6 protein-coding genes and 1 pseudogene are annotated in these 18,595 nt (G+C 71.1%); all 7 read right to left on the minus strand.

The genetic code is table 11. The annotated features are described in order from the left end of the window. Nucleotides 1-11,015, minus strand: a pseudogene (locus ACH4K4_RS00005) (SDR family NAD(P)-dependent oxidoreductase); the annotation flags it as partial. 255 nt (nucleotides 11,016-11,270) lie between these two features. Continuing rightward, entirely contained in the window at nucleotides 11,271-12,401 is a 1,131-nt protein-coding gene (locus tag ACH4K4_RS00010) for an HAD-IIIC family phosphatase (RefSeq protein WP_398164478.1), read from the minus strand. Beyond that, the gene (locus tag ACH4K4_RS00015; protein WP_398163681.1) at nucleotides 12,370-13,533 is read right to left on the minus strand and encodes an acyl-CoA dehydrogenase family protein; all 1,164 of its coding nucleotides are present in this window, start codon (nucleotides 13,531-13,533) and stop codon (nucleotides 12,370-12,372) included. Before ACH4K4_RS00015 ends, ACH4K4_RS00010 begins: the two co-directional genes overlap by 32 nt. Continuing rightward, nucleotides 13,526-13,810, minus strand: a complete 285-nt coding sequence (locus ACH4K4_RS00020) for an acyl carrier protein (protein WP_398163682.1) — start codon at nucleotides 13,808-13,810, stop codon at nucleotides 13,526-13,528. The genes ACH4K4_RS00015 and ACH4K4_RS00020 overlap by 8 nt, the downstream gene beginning before the upstream one ends. Beyond that, complete coding sequence (locus tag ACH4K4_RS00025) at nucleotides 13,807-14,673, minus strand: 3-hydroxyacyl-CoA dehydrogenase family protein (RefSeq protein WP_398163683.1); 867 nt, start codon at nucleotides 14,671-14,673, stop codon at nucleotides 13,807-13,809. The genes ACH4K4_RS00020 and ACH4K4_RS00025 overlap by 4 nt, the downstream gene beginning before the upstream one ends. A gap of 89 nt (nucleotides 14,674-14,762) precedes the next feature. Beyond that, the gene (locus ACH4K4_RS00030) at nucleotides 14,763-17,741 is read right to left on the minus strand and encodes an AMP-binding protein (RefSeq protein WP_398163684.1); all 2,979 of its coding nucleotides are present in this window, start codon (nucleotides 17,739-17,741) and stop codon (nucleotides 14,763-14,765) included. Nucleotides 17,742-17,746: 5 nt separating this feature from the next. After that, complete coding sequence (locus ACH4K4_RS00035; protein ID WP_398163685.1) at nucleotides 17,747-18,583, minus strand: hypothetical protein; 837 nt, start codon at nucleotides 18,581-18,583, stop codon at nucleotides 17,747-17,749. Nucleotides 18,584-18,595 lie beyond the last annotated feature (12 nt).

Consider the following 18,595-nt stretch of genomic DNA (forward strand, 5'->3'; position numbering starts at 1 on the left):
CGCGCGGGAAACTGACCCAGCCCCGCCGCATCCACCGCGCCGGAACCACCCGGCAGCCAGTACCGCTGCCGCTGGAAGGCATACGTGGGCAGGTCCACCCGCTGGGCACCCGTACCCGCGAAGACCTTCCCCCACTCCACCGCGAGCCCCCGTACGAACAGCTTCGCCAGCGCCGTGAGCAGCGCGCGGGGTTCGTCACGGCCGCGGCGCAGCACCGGCAGCCACACCTCGGCAACGTCGCCGTCGGCGTCCGTACGGGACTGCGGGCCCATGCCCGACAGCACACCGTCCGGACCGATCTCGATGAATGTCCGTACGCCGCTGTCGCGGAGCGCGCAGGCCGCATCGGCAAAGCGGACCGCTTCGCGAACGTGCCGCACCCAGTACGAAGGATCGGTGACCTCACTGGTCACAGGCTTGCCGGTCAGAGCCGACACCAGCGTCAGACGAGGCTCCCGGGCGGTGACGGAGCCAACGACGCGCGCGAACTCCTCCAGCATCGGCTCCATCAACGGCGAGTGGAAGGCATGCGAGACCCGCAGACGACTCGTACGGGCCCCGGTCTGCGCGAGTTCTTCCGCCGCAGCAAGTACCTCGTCCTCCACGCCGGAAATCACTACAGCCTTTGGGCCGTTAACCGCCGCGATGCCGACACCCGGGCGGCCCTTGATCGCTTCGAGGACCCGCTCCTCACTGGCCTCAATCGCAACCATGGCACCGCCAGTCGGCAGCTCCTGCATCAGCCGGCCGCGCGCAACCACCACCGCACACGCATCCTCCAGCGACCACACCCCCGCCACATACGCAGCCGCCAGCTCACCAATCGAATGCCCCGCCACCACCTGCGGACGCACGCCCCACGACTCCAACAGCCGAAACAACGCCACCTCGACCGCAAACAAACCGGACTGCGCCCACACCGTCTCGCCGATGCGGCCCTCACCCGGCCAGGACGCCTCGCCCTCACCACGGATCACCGCCGCCAGCGAACCCTCCAGATGCTCGGCCAGACCCGCGCACACGGCATCGAAGGCCTCAGCGAAGACCGGGAACGCCGCATACAGCCCCTGACCCATGCCGACCCGCTGGGCACCCTGCCCCGTGAACACGAAGCCGACCTTGCCCGCAGTGCTCGGCGCCCCACAGACGACACCGGGAACCTCGCGGCCTTCCGCCAACGCCCGAACTCCGGCGGCCAGTTCCTCACGATCGGCACCCAGCACCACCGCCCGGTGCTCCAACACCCCACGCAAAGACGCCAGCGACCATCCCATGCCACTCGCGCCCACGTCCGGACGCCGCTCGACAAACTCCGCCAACCGCTCGGCCTGCCCCACCAGCCCAGCAGCCGACCGGCCCGACACCACCCACGGCACCACCGGCAACACCACACCACCATCGCCGCCAGCGCCCTCAGCCGGGGCAGACTCGCCCTCAAGCGCGGAAGTGTCCTCCGGGGCCTGCTCGATGATCACGTGGGCGTTGGTGCCGGAGAACCCGAACGAGGACACGCCCGCACGCCGCGGACGCTCCCCCACCTCCGGCCACGGAGCGGCCTCGGTCACCAGCCGCACCGCACCCGCATCCCAGTCGATACGCGAGGACGGCACCTCGGCGTGCAGCGTCGCCGGGACGATGCCGTGCCGCATCGCCGACACCATCTTGATGACCCCCGCCACGCCGGCCGCCGCCTGCGCATGCCCGATGTTGGACTTCACCGAACCCAACAGCAACGGCCGCTCCTCCGGCCGACCCTGGCCGTACGTCGCCAGCAGTGCCTGCGCCTCGATCGGATCGCCCAGCCGCGTACCCGTGCCATGGCCCTCGACCACATCCACGCCATCGGCGCCCACACCGGCGCTCGCCAGCGCCGCGCGAATCACCCGCTGCTGCGACGGGCCGTTCGGCGCCGTCAGACCGTTGGAAGCACCGTCCTGGTTCATCGCCGTTCCGGCCACCACCGCGAGAATCCGGTGACCGTTGCGCCGCGCGTCCGACAGCCGCTCGACGACCAGGACGCCGACACCCTCGCCCCAGCCCGTGCCGTCGGCCTGTTCCGAGTACGCCTTGCAGCGACCGTCCGCCGCCAAGCCCCGCTGCCGCGAAAAGTCGATGAACGTCCCCGGGGTCGACATCACCGTCACACCGCCGGCCAATGCAAGGGACGACTCCCCCGAACGCAACGACTGGCACGCCAGATGCAGAGCCACCAACGACGAGGAACACGCCGTGTCCACCGTCACCGCCGGACCCTCCAAGCCCAGCGCGTACGCGACCCGCCCCGAGGCAACCGCACCCACACCACCCGTGCCGATGTATCCCTCCACTTCCTCCGGCACAGCGCGAGTCGGCAGGTAGTCGTGGTAGAAGAGGCCCGCGAAGACGCCCGTATCGCTGCCCTTCAACGATCCCGGATCGATCCCCGCGTCCTCCAGCGCCTCCCACGACGTCTCCAGCAGCAGCCGCTGCTGCGGATCCATCGCCACCGCCTCACGCGGACTGATCCCGAAGAACTCCGCGTCAAACTCCCCGGCGTCGTAAAGGAAACCGCCCTCGTTCGAGACACTCTTCCCCACCGCATCCGGATCCGGGTCATGGATGTCCTCGGCCCAACCACGATCCACCGGGAACGCACCCACCGCGTCCCGCCCCGATGCGAGCAGCTGCCAGAACTCACCCGGAGACGACACACCACCGGGGAAGTGGCAAGCCATCCCCACGATCACCAGACGGTCGTCGTCGACCGGCGCTCCGCCGGCCGCCTGGAGGGACGAGCCCACCGTCATGGCATCCGGCTCGCCAACCACCTCGCGCAGTACGAAGTCGGTCAGCGCCGCCGGAGTCGGATAGTCGAACACCACCGTCGCCGACAGCCGCAGGCCCATGGCGTTGTTCAGGCGGCTGCGCAGTTCGACTGCCGTCAGGGAGTCGAAGCCGGCGTCGCGGAAGGAGCGGCCGGGGTCGACGGCTTCGGGGCCCGACATGCCCAGCACCATGGCGGCCTGCGCCATGACCAGGTCCTGCACGACCTCGTGCTGTTCGGCCGGGCCCAGCCCTGCCAGACGTGCGGCCAGCGCGTTCTGGCCATCGGCGGCCTGGCCGACGGTACGGCGGGCAGACGAGCCCGTCCGCGCCGTACGGACAAGGCCGGACAGCAGCGGCGGAACCTCGCCGGCGCTACGCAGGGCAGGCAGGTCAAGCCGGGCCGTCACCAGCAGCGGGTCGGCGGCACCAGCGGCCGCGTCCAGCATGGCGAGGCCGTCCGCCGCGGACAGCGGCTTCAGCCCCTGGCGGGACAGCCGCAGCCAGTCGACATCGGCGAGCGCGCTTGCCATGCCGTACTCCCACGGACCCCACACCAGGGATGTCGCCGGCACACCGGACCTTCGGCGGTACGCGGCCAGGGCGTCCAGGAAGGTGTTGCCCGCCGCGTAGTTGGCCTGGCCCGGGTTGCCCCAGACCCCGGACACCGAAGAGAACAGCACGAAGGTGTCCAGGTCCAGGTCGCGGGTCAGCTCGTGCAGGTTCCAGGCCGCGTCAACCTTCGGCCGCATCACCGACTCCACGCGCTCCGCGGTCAGAGCCGTGGCCAAGCCGTCGTCCACGATCCCGGCCGCGTGAATGACACCCGTCAGCGGCACACCGTCCAGGACCTCGGCGAGCTGGGCACGGTCGGCGGCATCGCACGCCGCAACGGTGACCTCGACACCCACCTGCTCCAGTTCTACAACCAGTTCCGGCATGCCGGAAGCCTCGATGCCACGGCGGGAGACCAGCAGCAGCCGCTCAACCCTGCCCGACTCAGCCAGATGCCGGGCCACCAGACCCCCCAGAGCACCCGACGCACCCGTCACCAACACCGTGCCCGCAGGACCACCCACCGGAGCCGACGGCTCCAGAGCAACCCGCGCCAACCTCGGTACCCGCACCTGACCCCCGCGCACCGCGAACTGCGGCTCACCCGAACCCACACCCACCCGCAGCCACGCCACGACACCATCGGCGGACAGATCATCCACATCCGCCAGCACCAAACGCCCCGGATTCTCCGCCTGCGCCACCCGCACCAACCCCCACACCGCAGCAGGGGCAACCTCCACGGCGCAGTCCGCACCCGCATCCACCGCACGCTCGGTCACCACCAACAGCCGCGACCCGGACAAGGCCTCTTGCGCAAGCCACTCCTGTACGACACCCAATACGCGCACCGCCGCGCTACGAGCCGCGCCCGCAACACCAGCCGTGCCCACCTCCGGCACGACCCGCAGCACCACAACCGAGGGGACCTCACCGCCCCCATCCACCGACGCCACCAGGCCACTCACACCCTCGGCACCCAGCTCCACCCACAGACGCTCAGACACCGACTCGCCCTCGGGCACGACCGGCACCCACTCCACGCCATACAGACCCTCACGAGCCGACGCCGCCGCAGCGGCAAGGGGCCGCAGGACCAGCGAGCCCACCGAGACGATCAGTTCACCGGTGGCGTCGGCGAGGGTCAGCGATACGCCCTCGCCAGTACGCTCCGGGGTCACCCGGACCCGAGCCACCGACGCACCCGACGCATGCAGGCTGACGTTCTTCCAGGCGAACGGGACGTCAGGCCGGTCCCCGTGCACACCCGTGCCCACGATCACATGCAACGCGGCGTCCAGCAGCGCCGGATGTATCCCAAAGTCGGCGGCGTTCACACCCTCCGGCAGGGCGACTTCCGCGAACAGTTCGTCGCCACGCCGCCAGGCCGCACGCATCCCCTGGAACACGGGACCATACGCGAGACCGCTCGCCGCCAGCGCCGGGTAGAAATCGTCCAGGTCCACGGCGACGGCACCGGCCGGGGGCCACTGCGCCAGCCCACTGTCGGAAACCGCAGAGCCAGCCGGGGCCACCATGCCAACCGCATGCCGAACCCACTCCGCCTCGGACGCGGCGTCGTCGGCCTGGGCATAGACCGCTACCGCACGACGACCGGCCTCGTCGGGCTCGTCAACGGTGACCTGAACCCGCTTCCCGCTCTGCTGCGAGAGCATCAGCGGCGCCTCGATGACCAGTTCCTCGACCTGACCACATCCGGCCTCGTCACCGGCCCGCACCACCATCTCGACCAACGCGGCACCCGGCACCAACACCTGCCCGGCCACCACATGATCGGCCAAACACGACTGCCCCGACAGAGACAACCGACCCGTCAACATCAGACCGCCGGTCGCGGGCAGCGTCACCGCCGCCCCCAGCAGCGGATGACGCGGGCTCTCCAGGCCCAGATCCTCGGCACGCCTGCCCACGGCGGGGGTCAGCCAGTACCGCTGCCGCTGGAAGGCATACGTGGGCAGGTCCACCCGCTGGGCACCCGTACCCGCAAAGACCTGGTCCCAGCCAACGTCCACACCCCATACGAACGCCTTGGCAAGCGCCGTCAGCAGTGCGCGCGGTTCGTCACGGCCACGGCGCAGCACCGGCAGCCACACTTCAGCAACGTCGCCGTCGGCGTCCGTACGGGACTGCGGGCCCATGCCCGACAGGACACCGTCCGGTCCGATCTCGATGAACGTCCGCACACCGGCGCCCCGCAGCGCCCCGGCCGCATCCGCGAAACGGACCGCCTCCCGCACATGCCGCACCCAGTACGACGGATCGGCCACCTCAGCGCTCACCGGCTTGCCGGTCAGGCCCGACACCAACGTCAGACGAGGCTCCCGGGCGGTCACGGAGCCAACGACGCGCGCGAACTCCTCCAGCATCGGCTCCATCAACGGCGAGTGGAAGGCATGCGAGACCCGCAGACGACTCGTACGGGCCCCGGTCTGCGCGAGTTCTTCCGCCGCAGCAAGTACCTCGTCCTCCACGCCGGAAATCACTACAGCCTTTGGGCCGTTAACCGCCGCGATGCCGACACCCGGGCGGCCCTTGATCGCTTCGAGGACCCGCTCCTCACTGGCCTCAATCGCAACCATGGCACCGCCAGTCGGCAGCTCCTGCATCAGCCGCCCACGTGCGGCCACCACCGCACACGCATCCTCCAGCGACCACACCCCCGCCACATACGCAGCCGCCAGCTCACCAATCGAATGCCCCGCCACCACCTGCGGACACACACCCCACGACTCCAGCAACCGGAACAGCGCCACCTCAACCGCAAACAAGCCGGACTGCGCCCACACCGTCTCGTCAAGCCTGCCCTCACCCGGCCAGGACGCCTCGCCCTCACCACGGATCACCGCTGCCAGCGAACCGTCCAGATGCTCGGCCAGACCCGCGCACACGGCATCGAAGGCCTCGGCGAACACCGGGAACGCCGCATACAGCCCCTGACCCATACCCACCCGCTGGGCACCCTGCCCCGTGAACACGAAGCCGACCTTGCCCACACCACCAGCCGACGCCCCGGACACCACACCCGGAACCTCACGACCCTCAGCCAACGCCAACATTCCGGCGCCCAGTTCCTCACGATCGGCACCCAGCACCACCGCACGGTGCTCCAACACCCCACGCAAAGACGCCAGCGACCATCCCACGTCACTCGCGCCCACGTCCGGACGCCGCTCGACAAACTCCGCCAACCGCTCAGCCTGCCCCACCAGCCCAGCAGCCGACCGACCCGACACCACCCACGGCACCACCGGCAACACCACACCACCAGCACCCACCGGCGCGGATGCAGAGCCAGGCACGGGCGCTTCGTCGTCCGGCGCCTCCTCGATGATCACGTGAGCGTTGGTGCCACTGATGCCGAACGAGGACACGCCCGCACGCCGCGGACGCTCCCCCACCTCCGGCCACGGAGCGGCCTCCGTGACCAGCCGCACCGCACCCGCATCCCAGTCGATACGCGAGGACGGCACCTCGGCGTGCAGCGTCGCCGGGACGATGCCGTGCCGCATCGCCGACACCATCTTGATGACCCCCGCGATGCCCGCGGCCCACTGGGCGTGCCCGATGTTGGACTTCACTGTGCCCAGCCACAGCGGGCGGTCTTCCGGCCGTCCCTGGCCGTACGTCGCCAGCAGCGCCTGCGCCTCGATGGGGTCGCCCAGCCGGGTGCCCGTGCCATGGCCCTCGACCACATCCACATCACCCGTTCCCAGCCCGGCGTTGGCCAGCGCAGCACGGATCACCCGCTGCTGTGCGGGGCCGTTCGGCGCCGTCAGTCCGTTCGACGCGCCGTCCTGGTTGACCGCGCTGCCGGACACCACCGCCAGCACCTGGTGTCCCAGTCGCCGCGCGTCCGACAACCGCTCCAGTACGACGACGCCGGCTCCCTCGGCCATGCCCATGCCGTCGGCCTGTTCCGAGTACGCCTTGCAGCGGCCGTCGGCGGCCAGGCCGCGCTGGCGGCTGAACCAGACCAGCCACGACGGGCTGGCGTGGACGGTGACGCCGCCCGCGAGTGCCAGCGAGCACTCGCCGGACCGCAAGGCCTGGGCGGCCAGGTGCAGTGCCACCAGGGAGGACGAGCACGCCGTGTCCACGGTCAGGGCGGGCCCTTCCAACCCGAGCGTGTAGGCGACCCGGCCCGAGATCACGCTGGGGGCGATACCCGACTGGAGGTGACCCTCAAGTGCTTCGGGCGCGTCGGCGCCGTAACCGGAGGAGGACGCGCCGACGAAGACGCCGGTCGACGAGCCGCGCAGCTGCTTCGGGGCGATGCCCGCCCGTTCGAGGGCTTCCCAGGAGAGCTCCAGGAGCAGGCGCTGTTGCGGGTCCATGGCCAGGGCCTCGCGCGGGCTGACGCCGAAGAACTCGGCGTCGAACTCGCCGGCCCCCGAGATGAATCCACCCGCGCGCGCATAGAAGGTGCCGGCCCGCTCCGCGTCCGGGTCGTACAGCCGCGACAGGTCCCAGCCCCGGTCGGTGGGGAGTTGCGCGACCGCGTCCCCGCCCTCGGCCAGCAGGTCCCACAGCTGCTCGGGGGCGTTCACGCCCCCGGGGAGGCGGCAGCTCATCGACACGATCGCGATGGGCTCGTCGGTGGGTGCGGCGGGCCGGGCGTGTGCCGGTGTCCCGTCCGCGTGTCCCAGCGCCTGCGCCCGCAGGAACTCGGAGAGCACCGTCGGCGTCGGGTAGTCGAAGATCAGGGAGGAGGGCAGCCGCATGGCGACCGCGGTGCTCAGCCTGTTGCGCAGCTCGACCCCGGTCACCGAGTCGAAGCCGAGGTCCTTGAAGGTGTGCCCGGGGTCGATCGCCTGGGGTGCGGAGTGCCCGAGGACCGCCGCGGCATGTGTCTGGATCAGGTCCAGGATCATCTGGTCCTGCTCGGGTGCCGGGCGCCCCGCCAGCTCGCGCAGCACCCCGGTGCCGGCGTCGAGCGGGGGCAGTACGGCCGCGCCGGGGGCCGGCTGCGGCACCTCCCTCACGTGCGAGGGCGCTCCGCCGTCGAGCCAGAAGCGCTCGTGCCGGAAGGCGTACGTGGGCAGGTCCACGCGCTCGCCGGCCGGCAGTACGGCGCTCCAGTCCACCGAGGCGCCCTGGACGAACGCCCGCGCCAGGCCCGCCACCAGGCTCGCGGCGCCCGCGTCGGCCCGCCGCTGGAGCGGGATGAACACGCTCTGCGCGCCCGGGACGTCCGCCACCGCGTCCGGGCCCAGCGTCGAGAGCGAGCCGTCGGGGCCCACCTCGATGAAGACCGACACGCCCTGCGCCGCGAGGGCGGCGACGGCGTCGCCGAAGCGCACCGCCTGCCGCGTCTGCGCGGGCCAGTACGCGCCGTCGCACTCGGTCAGTACGTCACCGGTCAGCGCGCCCGCCCAGACCAACTGTGGCCGCTGGTATTCCAGTCCCGCCGCGACGTCTCCCAGCTCTTCGAGGACCGGGTCCATGGCCGTGGAGTGGAACGCGTGCGAGACCCGCAGCCGTCGCACCCGACGGCCCCGCTCGCGCCACTGCGCCACGACCCGGTCGACCGCGTCCGCCTCGCCCGAAACCACCACCGACTCCGGGCCGTTGACCACCGCGATGGAGACGCCGGGCAGCTCCGCCAGGCCGGCGAGCACGTCGGCTTCCGGCGCGTTGATCGCGGCCATGGCGCCGCCGCTGGGCAGCGCCTGCATCAGCCGGGCGCGTGCGGCCACCAGTCGGCAGGCGTCGTCCAGGGACAGCACTCCGGCCACGTACGCGGCGGCCACCTCGCCGACGGAATGGCCCACCACCGCATCGGCGACCACACCGGCCGCCTTCAGTACCGCTGCGACGCCGACCTCGAAGGCGAACAGCCCCGTCTGCGCGTACAGCGTCTGGTCCGCGAGGGCCTCGTCTACGCCGTCGGTGCCCAGGACGACGTCCCGTACCGGGATTCCGAGCTCCGACTCCAGCAGGCCGCACGCCCGGTCGAAGGCCTCGGCGAAGACCGGGCTGCCTTCGTACAGACCGCGCCCCATGCCGGCCCACTGCGAGCCCTGCCCCGCGAAGACCAGCCCCACCCGTGCGCCGGGCCGGGCCACGCCCGAGACCACCGATGCCGAGGGGGCCCCGTCGGCGAGCCGCTCCAGACCGGTCGCCAGCTCGGCACGGTCGGTGCCCAGTACCACGGCGCGGTGCTCGAACGCCGAGCGCGTGCTCGCCAACGACCAGGCTATGTCGGCCGGTTGCTGTTGCGGATGTTCCTCCAGCCACGCGCGCAGACGGACGGCCTGGGCCGACAGCGCCTGCGCCGAGCGGCCCGAGACCAGCCATGCGCAGGCGCCCGTGACCGCCGGGGCCGTGACCGCCGCGGTCACCTCGGCTGTGGCCGGGGCCTCCTCGACGATGACGTGGACATTGGTGCCGCTGATGCCGAACGCGGACACCCCGGCGCGGCGGGTGCGCTCTCCGGCGGGCCAGGGGGTCGACTGTGCCAGCAGCCGCACCTGGCCCGCCGACCAGTCCACGTGCGGCGAGGGTTCGCCGGCGTGCAGCGTCGCGGGCAGCCGGCCGTGGCGCAGGGCGAGCACCATCTTGATGACGCCGGCCACGCCGGCCGCCGCCTGGGTGTGGCCGATGTTGGACTTCACCGAGCCGAGCCACAGCGGTCCTTGACCGGCGCGCTCCTGGCCGTAGGTGGCAAGGAGCGCCTGCGCCTCGATCGGGTCGCCCAGCCTGGTGCCCGTGCCGTGCGCCTCCACCGCGTCCACGTCGGCGGCGGCGAGGCCGGCGTTGGCCAGGGCCCGGCGGATGACGGCCTGCTGGGCTTGGCCGTTGGGGGCGGTGAGGCCGTCGCTGGGGCCGTCGGAGTTGATCGCCGAGCCGCGCAGCACGGCCAGGACGGAGTGGCCGCTGCGTACGGCGTCGGACAGGCGCTCCAGGACGAGCAGACCGACGCCCTCCGACCACACGGTGCCGTCGGCCGCAGCGGAGAAGGGTTTGCACACGCCCTCGGGGGACAGCGCGCGCAGGCCGCTGAAGGCGACGAAGTTTCCCGGCGTGGCCATCACGGAGACGCCACCGGCCAGGGCGAGCGAGCAGTCGCCCTGGCGCAGGGCCTGTGCGGCGAGGTGAATGGCGACCAGGGAGCTGGAGGCGGAGGTGTCGACCGTGATGGAGGGGCCGTGCAGTCCCAGGAGGTAGGAGATACGGCCCGACATCACGCTGGTCGTCGTGCCGGTGAGCAGGTAGCCCTTAACGCTCTCGGGCGCTTCCTGCAGCCTGGGGCCGTACTCCCTGGGCTCGGCGCCCACGAACACGCCGGTTCTGGTGCCCCGGATCGCGGCGGGGGTGATGGCCGCGCGCTCCAGTGCCTCCCACGAGGCTTCGAGCAGAAGGCGCTGCTGCGGCTCCATCGACAGGGCCTCGCGCGGCGGGATACCGAAGAACCCCGCGTCGAAACCGGCGACGTCCTCAAGGAAGCCGCCCCGGGTGAGATAGGTCTTCCCAGGGCTCTCCGGGTCCTGGCCGTACAGGGATTCGCGATCCCAGTTCCGGTCCCCGGGAAAGTCGGAGAGGACATCCCGCTGCTCGCCCAGGAGTTTCCACAGATCCTCGGGTGAACGAACTCCGCCTGGGTATCGGCAGCTCATGCCCACGATGGCCAGTGGCTCGGCTCCGGCTGCCGCGAATTCCGTCGGAGCTGCCCCATCAGTCTCGTTCACAATTCCCTCGGCATTCCGGAGGTTGAGTGCGATACCTGGTCGAAATTCTTCCGCCAAGGGAAATATCGACGTAATAAAAAAGCGCGCCGGCGCCCCGACAGCCACGATATGGCTGGTCGGCCCGGCACACCATGCGTTCAACCGTGGAGGGCGCGTCGGTTGAGCGGCGCGCCACATCCCGGTCGGTGGAGAAACTCGCGTCCCTTATCCGTGTGCGACGGCGTCCTGGTCGCCTGCGGCCACGGCCAGTTCGGGCGAGGTGAGCCGCATCGTCGTCGGCGCCTCGCGCGGGGTGGCGAGCAGGTGCAGCCGCTGTACGTCCTTCTCCGCGGGCTCGCCGAGGGCGGCGAGGCAGCAGCAGGAGTCGTTGGCGAAGCCCGCGAACCGGTAGGCGATGTCCATCATGCGGTTGCGGTCGGTCGCCCGGAAGTCGGCGACGAGGTGCGCGCCGGCCTGCGCTGCCTGGTCGATGAGCCAGTTGAGGATGACCGCGCCGGCCCCGAACGTCACCACGCGGCACGAGGTCGCCAGGAGCTTGAGGTGCCACAGGCCCGGGTGGCGCTCCAGCAGGAGCACGCCGACCGCGCCGTGCGGTCCGAACCGGTCGGTGAGGGTGACGGTGAGGACCTCGTGGTCCGGGTCGGCCAGCAGGGCGCGCAGATCGGCGTCGGAGTAGTGGACGCCGGTCGCGTTCATCTGGCTGGTGCGCAGGGTCAGTTCCTCGACCCGCGAGAGGTCCTCCTCGTCGGCCCGCTTGATCGCCATGACGAGGTCGAGGGTGCGCAGGAAGTCCTCGTCGGGGCCGTTGAAGGTGTCCTTCTCGGCGTCCCGGCGGAAGCTGGCCTGGTACATCTCGCGGCGGCGCCGGGCGTCGACGGTGACGACCTCGGGACTGAATTCGGGCAGTCCGGTCAGCGTGGTCGCCTGGTCGGCCGCATAGCAGCGGATGTCGGGCGCGTGGAAGTTCACTTCGGCGCGCTCGGTGGGCAGGTCGTCGATGAAGGCGACGGCGGTCTGGGCGAAGTTCAGCCGCTCGGCTATCTCCCTGACCGCGTCGGACTTGCGCCCCCAGCCGATTTGGGGGTGGACGAAGTACTCGGCGATGCCCAGCTTTTCCAGGTGCTGCCAGGCCAGGTCGTAGTCGTTCTTGCTGGAGACCGAGTGCAGGATTCCCCTGGAGTCGAGCTCGATGATGGTCTCGCGTATTCCGGGAAACAGGTCCACGCTCGGGTCTTCCAGGAGCGTGCCGTCCCAGACGGTGTTGTCCAGGTCCCAGACCAGGCATTTCACGAGGGGTTGGCTGTCAGCCACGGGGGCCTCCCACCTGCATCGCATCGTCACGGTTCTTGTGTGCGTCGGAAATCGACAGGGCATGGTCCGCCAGGATCAGCTGGCAGATCTCGTTGCTGCCTTCTATGAGCTCCATGAGCTTGGCGTCCCGGAACGCGCGGGCCACCACGTGCCCGTCCTCGGAGCCTGTCGACCCGAGCAGTTGGACGGCGGTGGCGGCGCTCTGGGCGGCGTGGCCGGCGCTGACGTGCTTGGCGAGGACCGCCATCAGGCCCATGTCGGGCGAGGCGGAGTCCCAGCAGCGGCTCGCGTGTTCGCAGGCGCGCAGGGCGGCCTGTTCGGCGATGAACATCTCGGCCAGGTGCCTGCGGACGAGCTGGTGCTCGGCGAGCGCCACTCCGCCCTGCTCCCGCTGCTTGGCGTGGCTGCCGGCGGCGTTCAGGCAGGCGCGGAGAATGCCGACGCAGCCCCACGCGATCGACACGCGCCCGTAGGAGAGTGCCGTGGTGAACAGCATCGACAGGGGCTGTCCGCCGCCTCCGAGCACGTGGGTGGCGGGCAGGCGGACGTTGTCGAGGCGGATGTTGGCGTGACCGGCGGCCCGGCAGCCCATCGGGTGGGGGACGAGCTCGATGTGCACGCCCGGGGCGTCCACGGGGACCACAGCGGCGGCGGAGCCGTCGCCGTCGCCGTTGCGGCCCACGATCAGGACGAAGTCCGCGTAGCGGGTGCCGGTGACCCACTTCTTCTCGCCGTGGACGGTGAACCCGTCCCCGTCGGGCTCGATGCGGGTCCGCATGGCCGCCAGGTCGCTGCCGGCGCCCGGCTCGCTGAAGCCGACCGCCGTGAGCTTTCCGCCGGTCAGCTCCGAGAGGAACCGGCGCCGCTGGTCGCGGTCGCCGAACCGCTGGATGGCCCAGGCCACGATGCCCTGCGAGGTCATGATGCTCCGCAGGGAGCTGCACAGGCCGCCCACGTGGGCGGTGAGTTCACCGTTTTCCTGGCTGCTCAGCCCCAGGCCGCCGTAGGTCTGCGGGACCTGCGCGCACAGCAGGCCCCGGGCGCCGAGCGTGCGCAGCAGGTCGGTGGGCAGCTCGCCGGTGACGTCCCAGTCGGCCGCCTGGCCGCCGGCGAGCTCGTCGATGAGGGCGAGCTCGCCGGCCAACTGCTCAGGCATTCTCGGCCGTTTCCGAGGTGTCGCGGAGCCGCAGCACCAGACCGGCCATGGTCTGGACGGTGCGGAAGTTGTCGAGCTTGAGGTCTCCGCCGACGATGGCGATGTCGTACGTCTCCTCAAGGTGGACGACGAGCTGCATCGCGAACATGGAGGAGACGACGCCGGACGCGAAGAGGTCCTGGTCGACCTCGACGGTCGTCTTGATGCGCTCGGCAAGGAAGTCGAGGATCTCCTTCTGGAGGCCTTCGGTGGTGAAAGATTCCTCTTGGACGCTCATGACGCGACCTTTCCGTAGTCGTAGAAGCCCCGGCCGGTCTTCCGGCCGAGGTGGCCGTCCCGCACCTTCGCGAGCAGGAGGTCACAGGGGCGGCAGCTCTCGTCGCCGCGGCGCTCGTAGAGCACGTTGAGCGAGTCGACGAGGTTCTCCAGGCCGATGAGGTCGCCGGTCCGCAGCGGACCGGTCGAATGGCCGAGGCAGCCTTCCAGCAGGCCGTCGACGACCTCGACGGAGGCGACGCCTTCCTGGACGAGCATGGCCGCGGTGTTGATCAGCGGGTGCAGCAGCCGGTTGATCACGAAGCCGGCCGAGTCGTCGATGACGAGGGCCTCACGGCCCAGGACGCCGAGCAGCCCGGTGACCTCTTCGAGGATGGCGGGGTCGGTGCGCGGGCCGCGGATGACCTCGACCATCTTGATCATGTACGAGGGGTTCATGAAGTGCACGCCCACGAGCTCCTCGGGGCGCACGGTCCAGGAGGCCATCTCGTCGATCGGGATGCAGGAGGTGTTGGAGATCAGGGTCGTGCCGGGCCGCACGATCCTGGAGACCTCGGTGAGGACCTTCTCCTTGACCTCGGCGACCTCGGTGACGGCCTCGATGACGGTGGTGGCGTCCGCGATGTCCACGAGGGACGCGCTGGTGGTCAGCGTGCCCTGCGGGCGGTCCGCCGGCAGCACGCCCATGAGCTGGGCGTGCCGTGTCTTCTGCTTGATGGTCTGGCGCGCCGTGTCCAGCACGGCCTCGTCGACGTCCACCAGCACGACGGGGACGCCGTGGCCGATGGCGAGAGTCGAGATGTTCGTGCCCATTACACCGGCGCCGACGATGGCGAGGCGGTGCTCCTCAAAAGCAGTGCTCATAGGTTCTTCCCTGCGGTTTCGTGAGCCGTTTCGTGAGCCTTTTCCTGACGGGCACGGTCAGGCCTGGGCGGCCTGCCCTGCCCCGCGTGTCACGCGCGCACCCTCGCGGCGAGAGCGGCGGGGGTCGGGTACTGGAACACCTCGGTGAGTTCGAGGGACGTACCGGTCAGTTCTTCGACCTTCTGTGCCAGTACGGCGGCGAGCAGCGAATGGCCGCCCGCTTCGAAGAAGTTGGTCTGTGCCGTCGCCTCGGTGCCCAAGAGCCGGCGCCACATCTCCAGGAGTTCGCGTACGAGTGCGTCGTCCGCCGCCGGGTCCTGGTGCCCGCTTCCCTGGTCGAGTGCCTTCTCGGCGAGCCGTGCCAGGGCGTCCCGGTCGGTCCGGCCGTCGGGGGTCCTGGGCAGCGCGTCCAGGGGGACGACCTGCCAGGAGGCGGTGGACGCGGCGAAGGCGTGGTCGGCGGTCTCGGCGAAGGCGACGATGGTGGGCTCGCCGTCGGGCGGCGTCACGGCCAGCGCCGCGGCCGCGGTCACCGCGCGGTGGTCGAGCAGCTCCGCCTCGACGTCGCCGAGGTTGACGGGGCCGCCGTCGGTGGCCACCTGGCGGTCGATGCGGCCGAGCCACTCGATGGTTCCGTCCGTCCGCCAGCGGGCCAGCTGCCCGGTGCGGTGGTGGCGCCCGTACCGTGTGCGGGTCGGGAAGGCGGGGTCGTCGGGGCCGCTCAGGGCGAGCCCAGTCCCTGCGAGGCAGAGTTCGCCGCGCAGGCCGATGGGCAGTTCCCGGCCGTCGGGGGCGGTGACAAAGGCCCGCGTGTTGGTGATCGGCCGTCCCCGGTTCACGGCCTCGGCGGCCTCCACCCGGCCGGACAGGGCCCAGCCGGTGGTCTCCAAGGTGCCGTAGGCGCTGTGCAGTTGGCAGCCGGCCGTCAGGAGCCGCCGTGCGGTCGCGCGGGACAGCTCCTCGCCCTGGGCGAGCACGGTCAGCCCGTGCGGCCGGCCGGCGAGGTCCTCCAGGATGCGGGCGGGGGTGCCCGGCGGGAGGACGACGACGCTCGGGCCGTGGCGGTCGGCGGTTTCGCGCAGGCCGCTGCCATCCGTCCGCGCCTGCCGCGGCGCGATCACGACCCGGCCGCCCGCGCTCAGCGTCAGGCAGAGGTCGAAGAGCGCGCCGAACGTGCCGGGCGCGGCGAGTGCCAGTACGCCGGTGCCGGGCTCGACGCCGAGCTCGGTGGTGAAGTGGCCGACGGTGTCGGCGAGGGCCGCGTGGCTCAGCATGGTGGCGACCGGCTGTCCGTCGTCCCCGCAGGTGTGGAACAGGCAGGCGGGCGCCGTCGGTTCGGCGGTGGCATCCGGCGTGGCGGGGCCGGTCGCCGGGGCGGTCTCCAGCGGCAGTACGGGCGGCAGTTCCCCGTCGGCGGGAAGCTGTACGCCGGTCCCGGTCAGGGCGGCCTTCGCCCGGGAGTGGGTGAGCTGTAGAGCCAGCCAGGACGGGGCGTGCCCGATGTCGAGCGGCAGGCAGACGGCGCCTGCCCGCCAGACGCCGAGGGTGGCCGCTGCCGCCTCCTCGCCGCGGGGTGCGGCGATCGCCACCACGTCGCCCGCGCCGACGCCCGCGCCGGCCAGCAGCGCGTGGATGGCGGCCGCCGCCTCGTCCACCTGCCGGTACGTGGCGGTGTGCGCGCCCTCGACCACGGCGGGCGCGTCCGGCGTGCTCGCCGCACGGGAGGCGAACGCCGCCTGCACCGTGGGCAGTTCGATGGGGGAGGTCGTGTTGTTGGCCCGGTCGACGGCCCGACGGTCGGTGCCGCTCCACCCGGCGCTCTCGCCGAGCGGCCGGTCCGGGTCCTCGGCGGCCTCGATCAGCAGGGCCTCCAGCCGGTGCAGCATCGCCTCGACGTCGGCACGGGCCAGGGTCTCGGTGGAGTACCGGAGCAGGATCTCCGCGTCGGACGGCGTGCCGACCAGTTCGAGGTCGAACTTGCTGTAGGGGTTCTCGACCGTCACCAGCCGGGCCGGCATGCCGTCGATGGACAGCTCGCCGACGGGTGCCGCGGGCAGGAAGTTGAACAGGTGCCGGTAGAGCGCGGACTGCCAGGTCGAGCCGATCTCGGGGATCTCCCCCGCCAGTTCGTCGACGGAGGCGTTGGCGTGCCCCATCGCGCCGAGGAAGGCGTCCCGGGCCCGGCGGGCGAGCGGGCGGAAGCCCTCGGCCAGGTCGACGCGGACCCGGACCGGGACCACGTTGACGTGGTACCCGATGGCGGAGGTGTGCGGCCCGCGGACATCGACCGGGGTGCCGACGATAAGGTCGGGGCCCGCGCCGTGCGAGGCGAGGAGGGCGGTGTAGGCGGCCAGCATCACGGCGGCGGCGGGCGCCCTGGCCGCGCGCTGCAGTTGCTGCACGGCGTGCTGCGCCTCGGGGGAGAGCGTGTGGCGCGCGTTCTCGCCCGTCATCATCGGCTGACGGCTGCGCGGCAGGCCGCACCAGAGGTCGAGGCCGCCCGGCTCGATGCCCCGCAGCGTCTCGCTCCAGTACGCGACATCGGCGGGCCGCGGCTCGGGCTCGGCGAGGGCCGGGACCTCCGCGGTGGCCTGTGGCGGCACGGGCCGGCCGGCCGCGATCGCGTCGTAGACCGGGATGAACGACTGGAGGAAGAGGGCGGCGGAAACCATGTCGAACGCCAGGTGGTGCACCCCCACGCACAGGACGTCACCGTCCTGTGCGGTGGCGAACCCGACTCTGACCAGGGGCCGGCCGTCGAGCGTGAAGGGGCGGTCGACGAACGCGGTGAGGTCTTTGTCCAGCGACCCGCCGGTCAGGTCGAGCGGCTCGATCTCCGTGGCGAACTCGCTCGCGGGGACGACCTCCTTGACCAGTTCCGCGCCGGTCGCGCGAAAGACCGTCCGCAGCATCTCGTAGCGGCCGAGGACGATGGCCAGGGCCGCCTTCAGTACGTCCGGCCGCAGCCGGCCGCTCACCTGGAGGGCGATCCCCAAGTTGTTGATCCCGGTCTCCGGGACCAGCTCCTCCATCAGCCAGAGGGCCTTTTCCTTGTTCGTGGTGTTCATGACGCTCAGAATTCGGCGTGGTCGAGGAGTGTGCGAACGGTGGAGTCGTCACGCAGCAGATCGGCGTGGCTGGTGTCGAGCGAGATGCGTCGGCCGAGCATTTTGGTGGCGTTGACGGCCGTCGCCGCCCCGTTCTCCTCCAAGGTGGCGTAATCCGTGGAGGTAAGGGCGAGGGAACGCTTCCAGGTCTGGCTCGGATCGATGTCCACGGCAGCGGAAAGCCATGACATATACGTCTCGAACAGCTGGACCACTTCGTCCCTGCGGGAATCGGAAAGGCCGATCCGCCGGAATGCGGTGGAGGCCGTCTCCCGATAGAGCTCGACGACCTCGATGGCCGCGTCGACCAGGCTGATCGACGGGGTCCCGACGATCTCGGCGGCGCGCTTCCTGGCCTGTTCCGCCTCCTCGTCGGAGAAGACGGGGCCGGCCAGGGCGACCATCTTGTTGATTTCGGCGGCGAGCAGCTGGATGTCGGTGACCTGCCCGTCGAAGAGGACGATCTGGGGCTCGGTGCCCTGCCGCTGCGCCACGCGCTCCGCGATCTCCGCCGCGTAGACACCGCCGAGACAGTAGCCGAGCACGGCCACCACCTCGTACTTGTCCCAGTCCACACCCCGCATCCAGTGCTCGGTGTAGAAGTCGCCCGCGGGGCGCTCGGTCACCCGTACGGAAGGAAGCGTGGTCTGCATGAACCCGTGGCCGGACCAGGCGGACCCCATTTGGGCCGCCAGGTCCGCGAACCCCGCCTCGCGGCGTCCGGCCGCAGGGAAATCGACACCGAGAATAAGAGAGTTCGACGTGGGGACGGAGATGACGCTCCACGATTCTTCGTTCGGCACTTGTTCACCCAT

It is taken from the genome of Streptomyces sp. NPDC017529 (assembly GCF_044329785.1).
GTDB lineage: Bacteria > Actinomycetota > Actinomycetes > Streptomycetales > Streptomycetaceae > Streptomyces.

Bases quoted from the DNA above. Each gene is read 5' to 3' on its own strand.
- ACH4K4_RS00015 (WP_398163681.1), bottom strand. From the start codon at position 13,533: ATGCCTGAGCAGTTGGCCGGCGAGCTCGCCCTCATCGACGAGCTCGCC.
- ACH4K4_RS00020 (WP_398163682.1), bottom strand. From the start codon at position 13,810: ATGAGCGTCCAAGAGGAATCTTTCACCACCGAAGGCCTCCAGAAGGAG.
- ACH4K4_RS00010 (WP_398164478.1), bottom strand. From the start codon at position 12,401: ATGCGATGCAGGTGGGAGGCCCCCGTGGCTGACAGCCAACCCCTCGTG.
- ACH4K4_RS00025 (WP_398163683.1), bottom strand. From the start codon at position 14,673: ATGAGCACTGCTTTTGAGGAGCACCGCCTCGCCATCGTCGGCGCCGGT.
- ACH4K4_RS00030 (WP_398163684.1), bottom strand. From the start codon at position 17,741: ATGAACACCACGAACAAGGAAAAGGCCCTCTGGCTGATGGAGGAGCTG.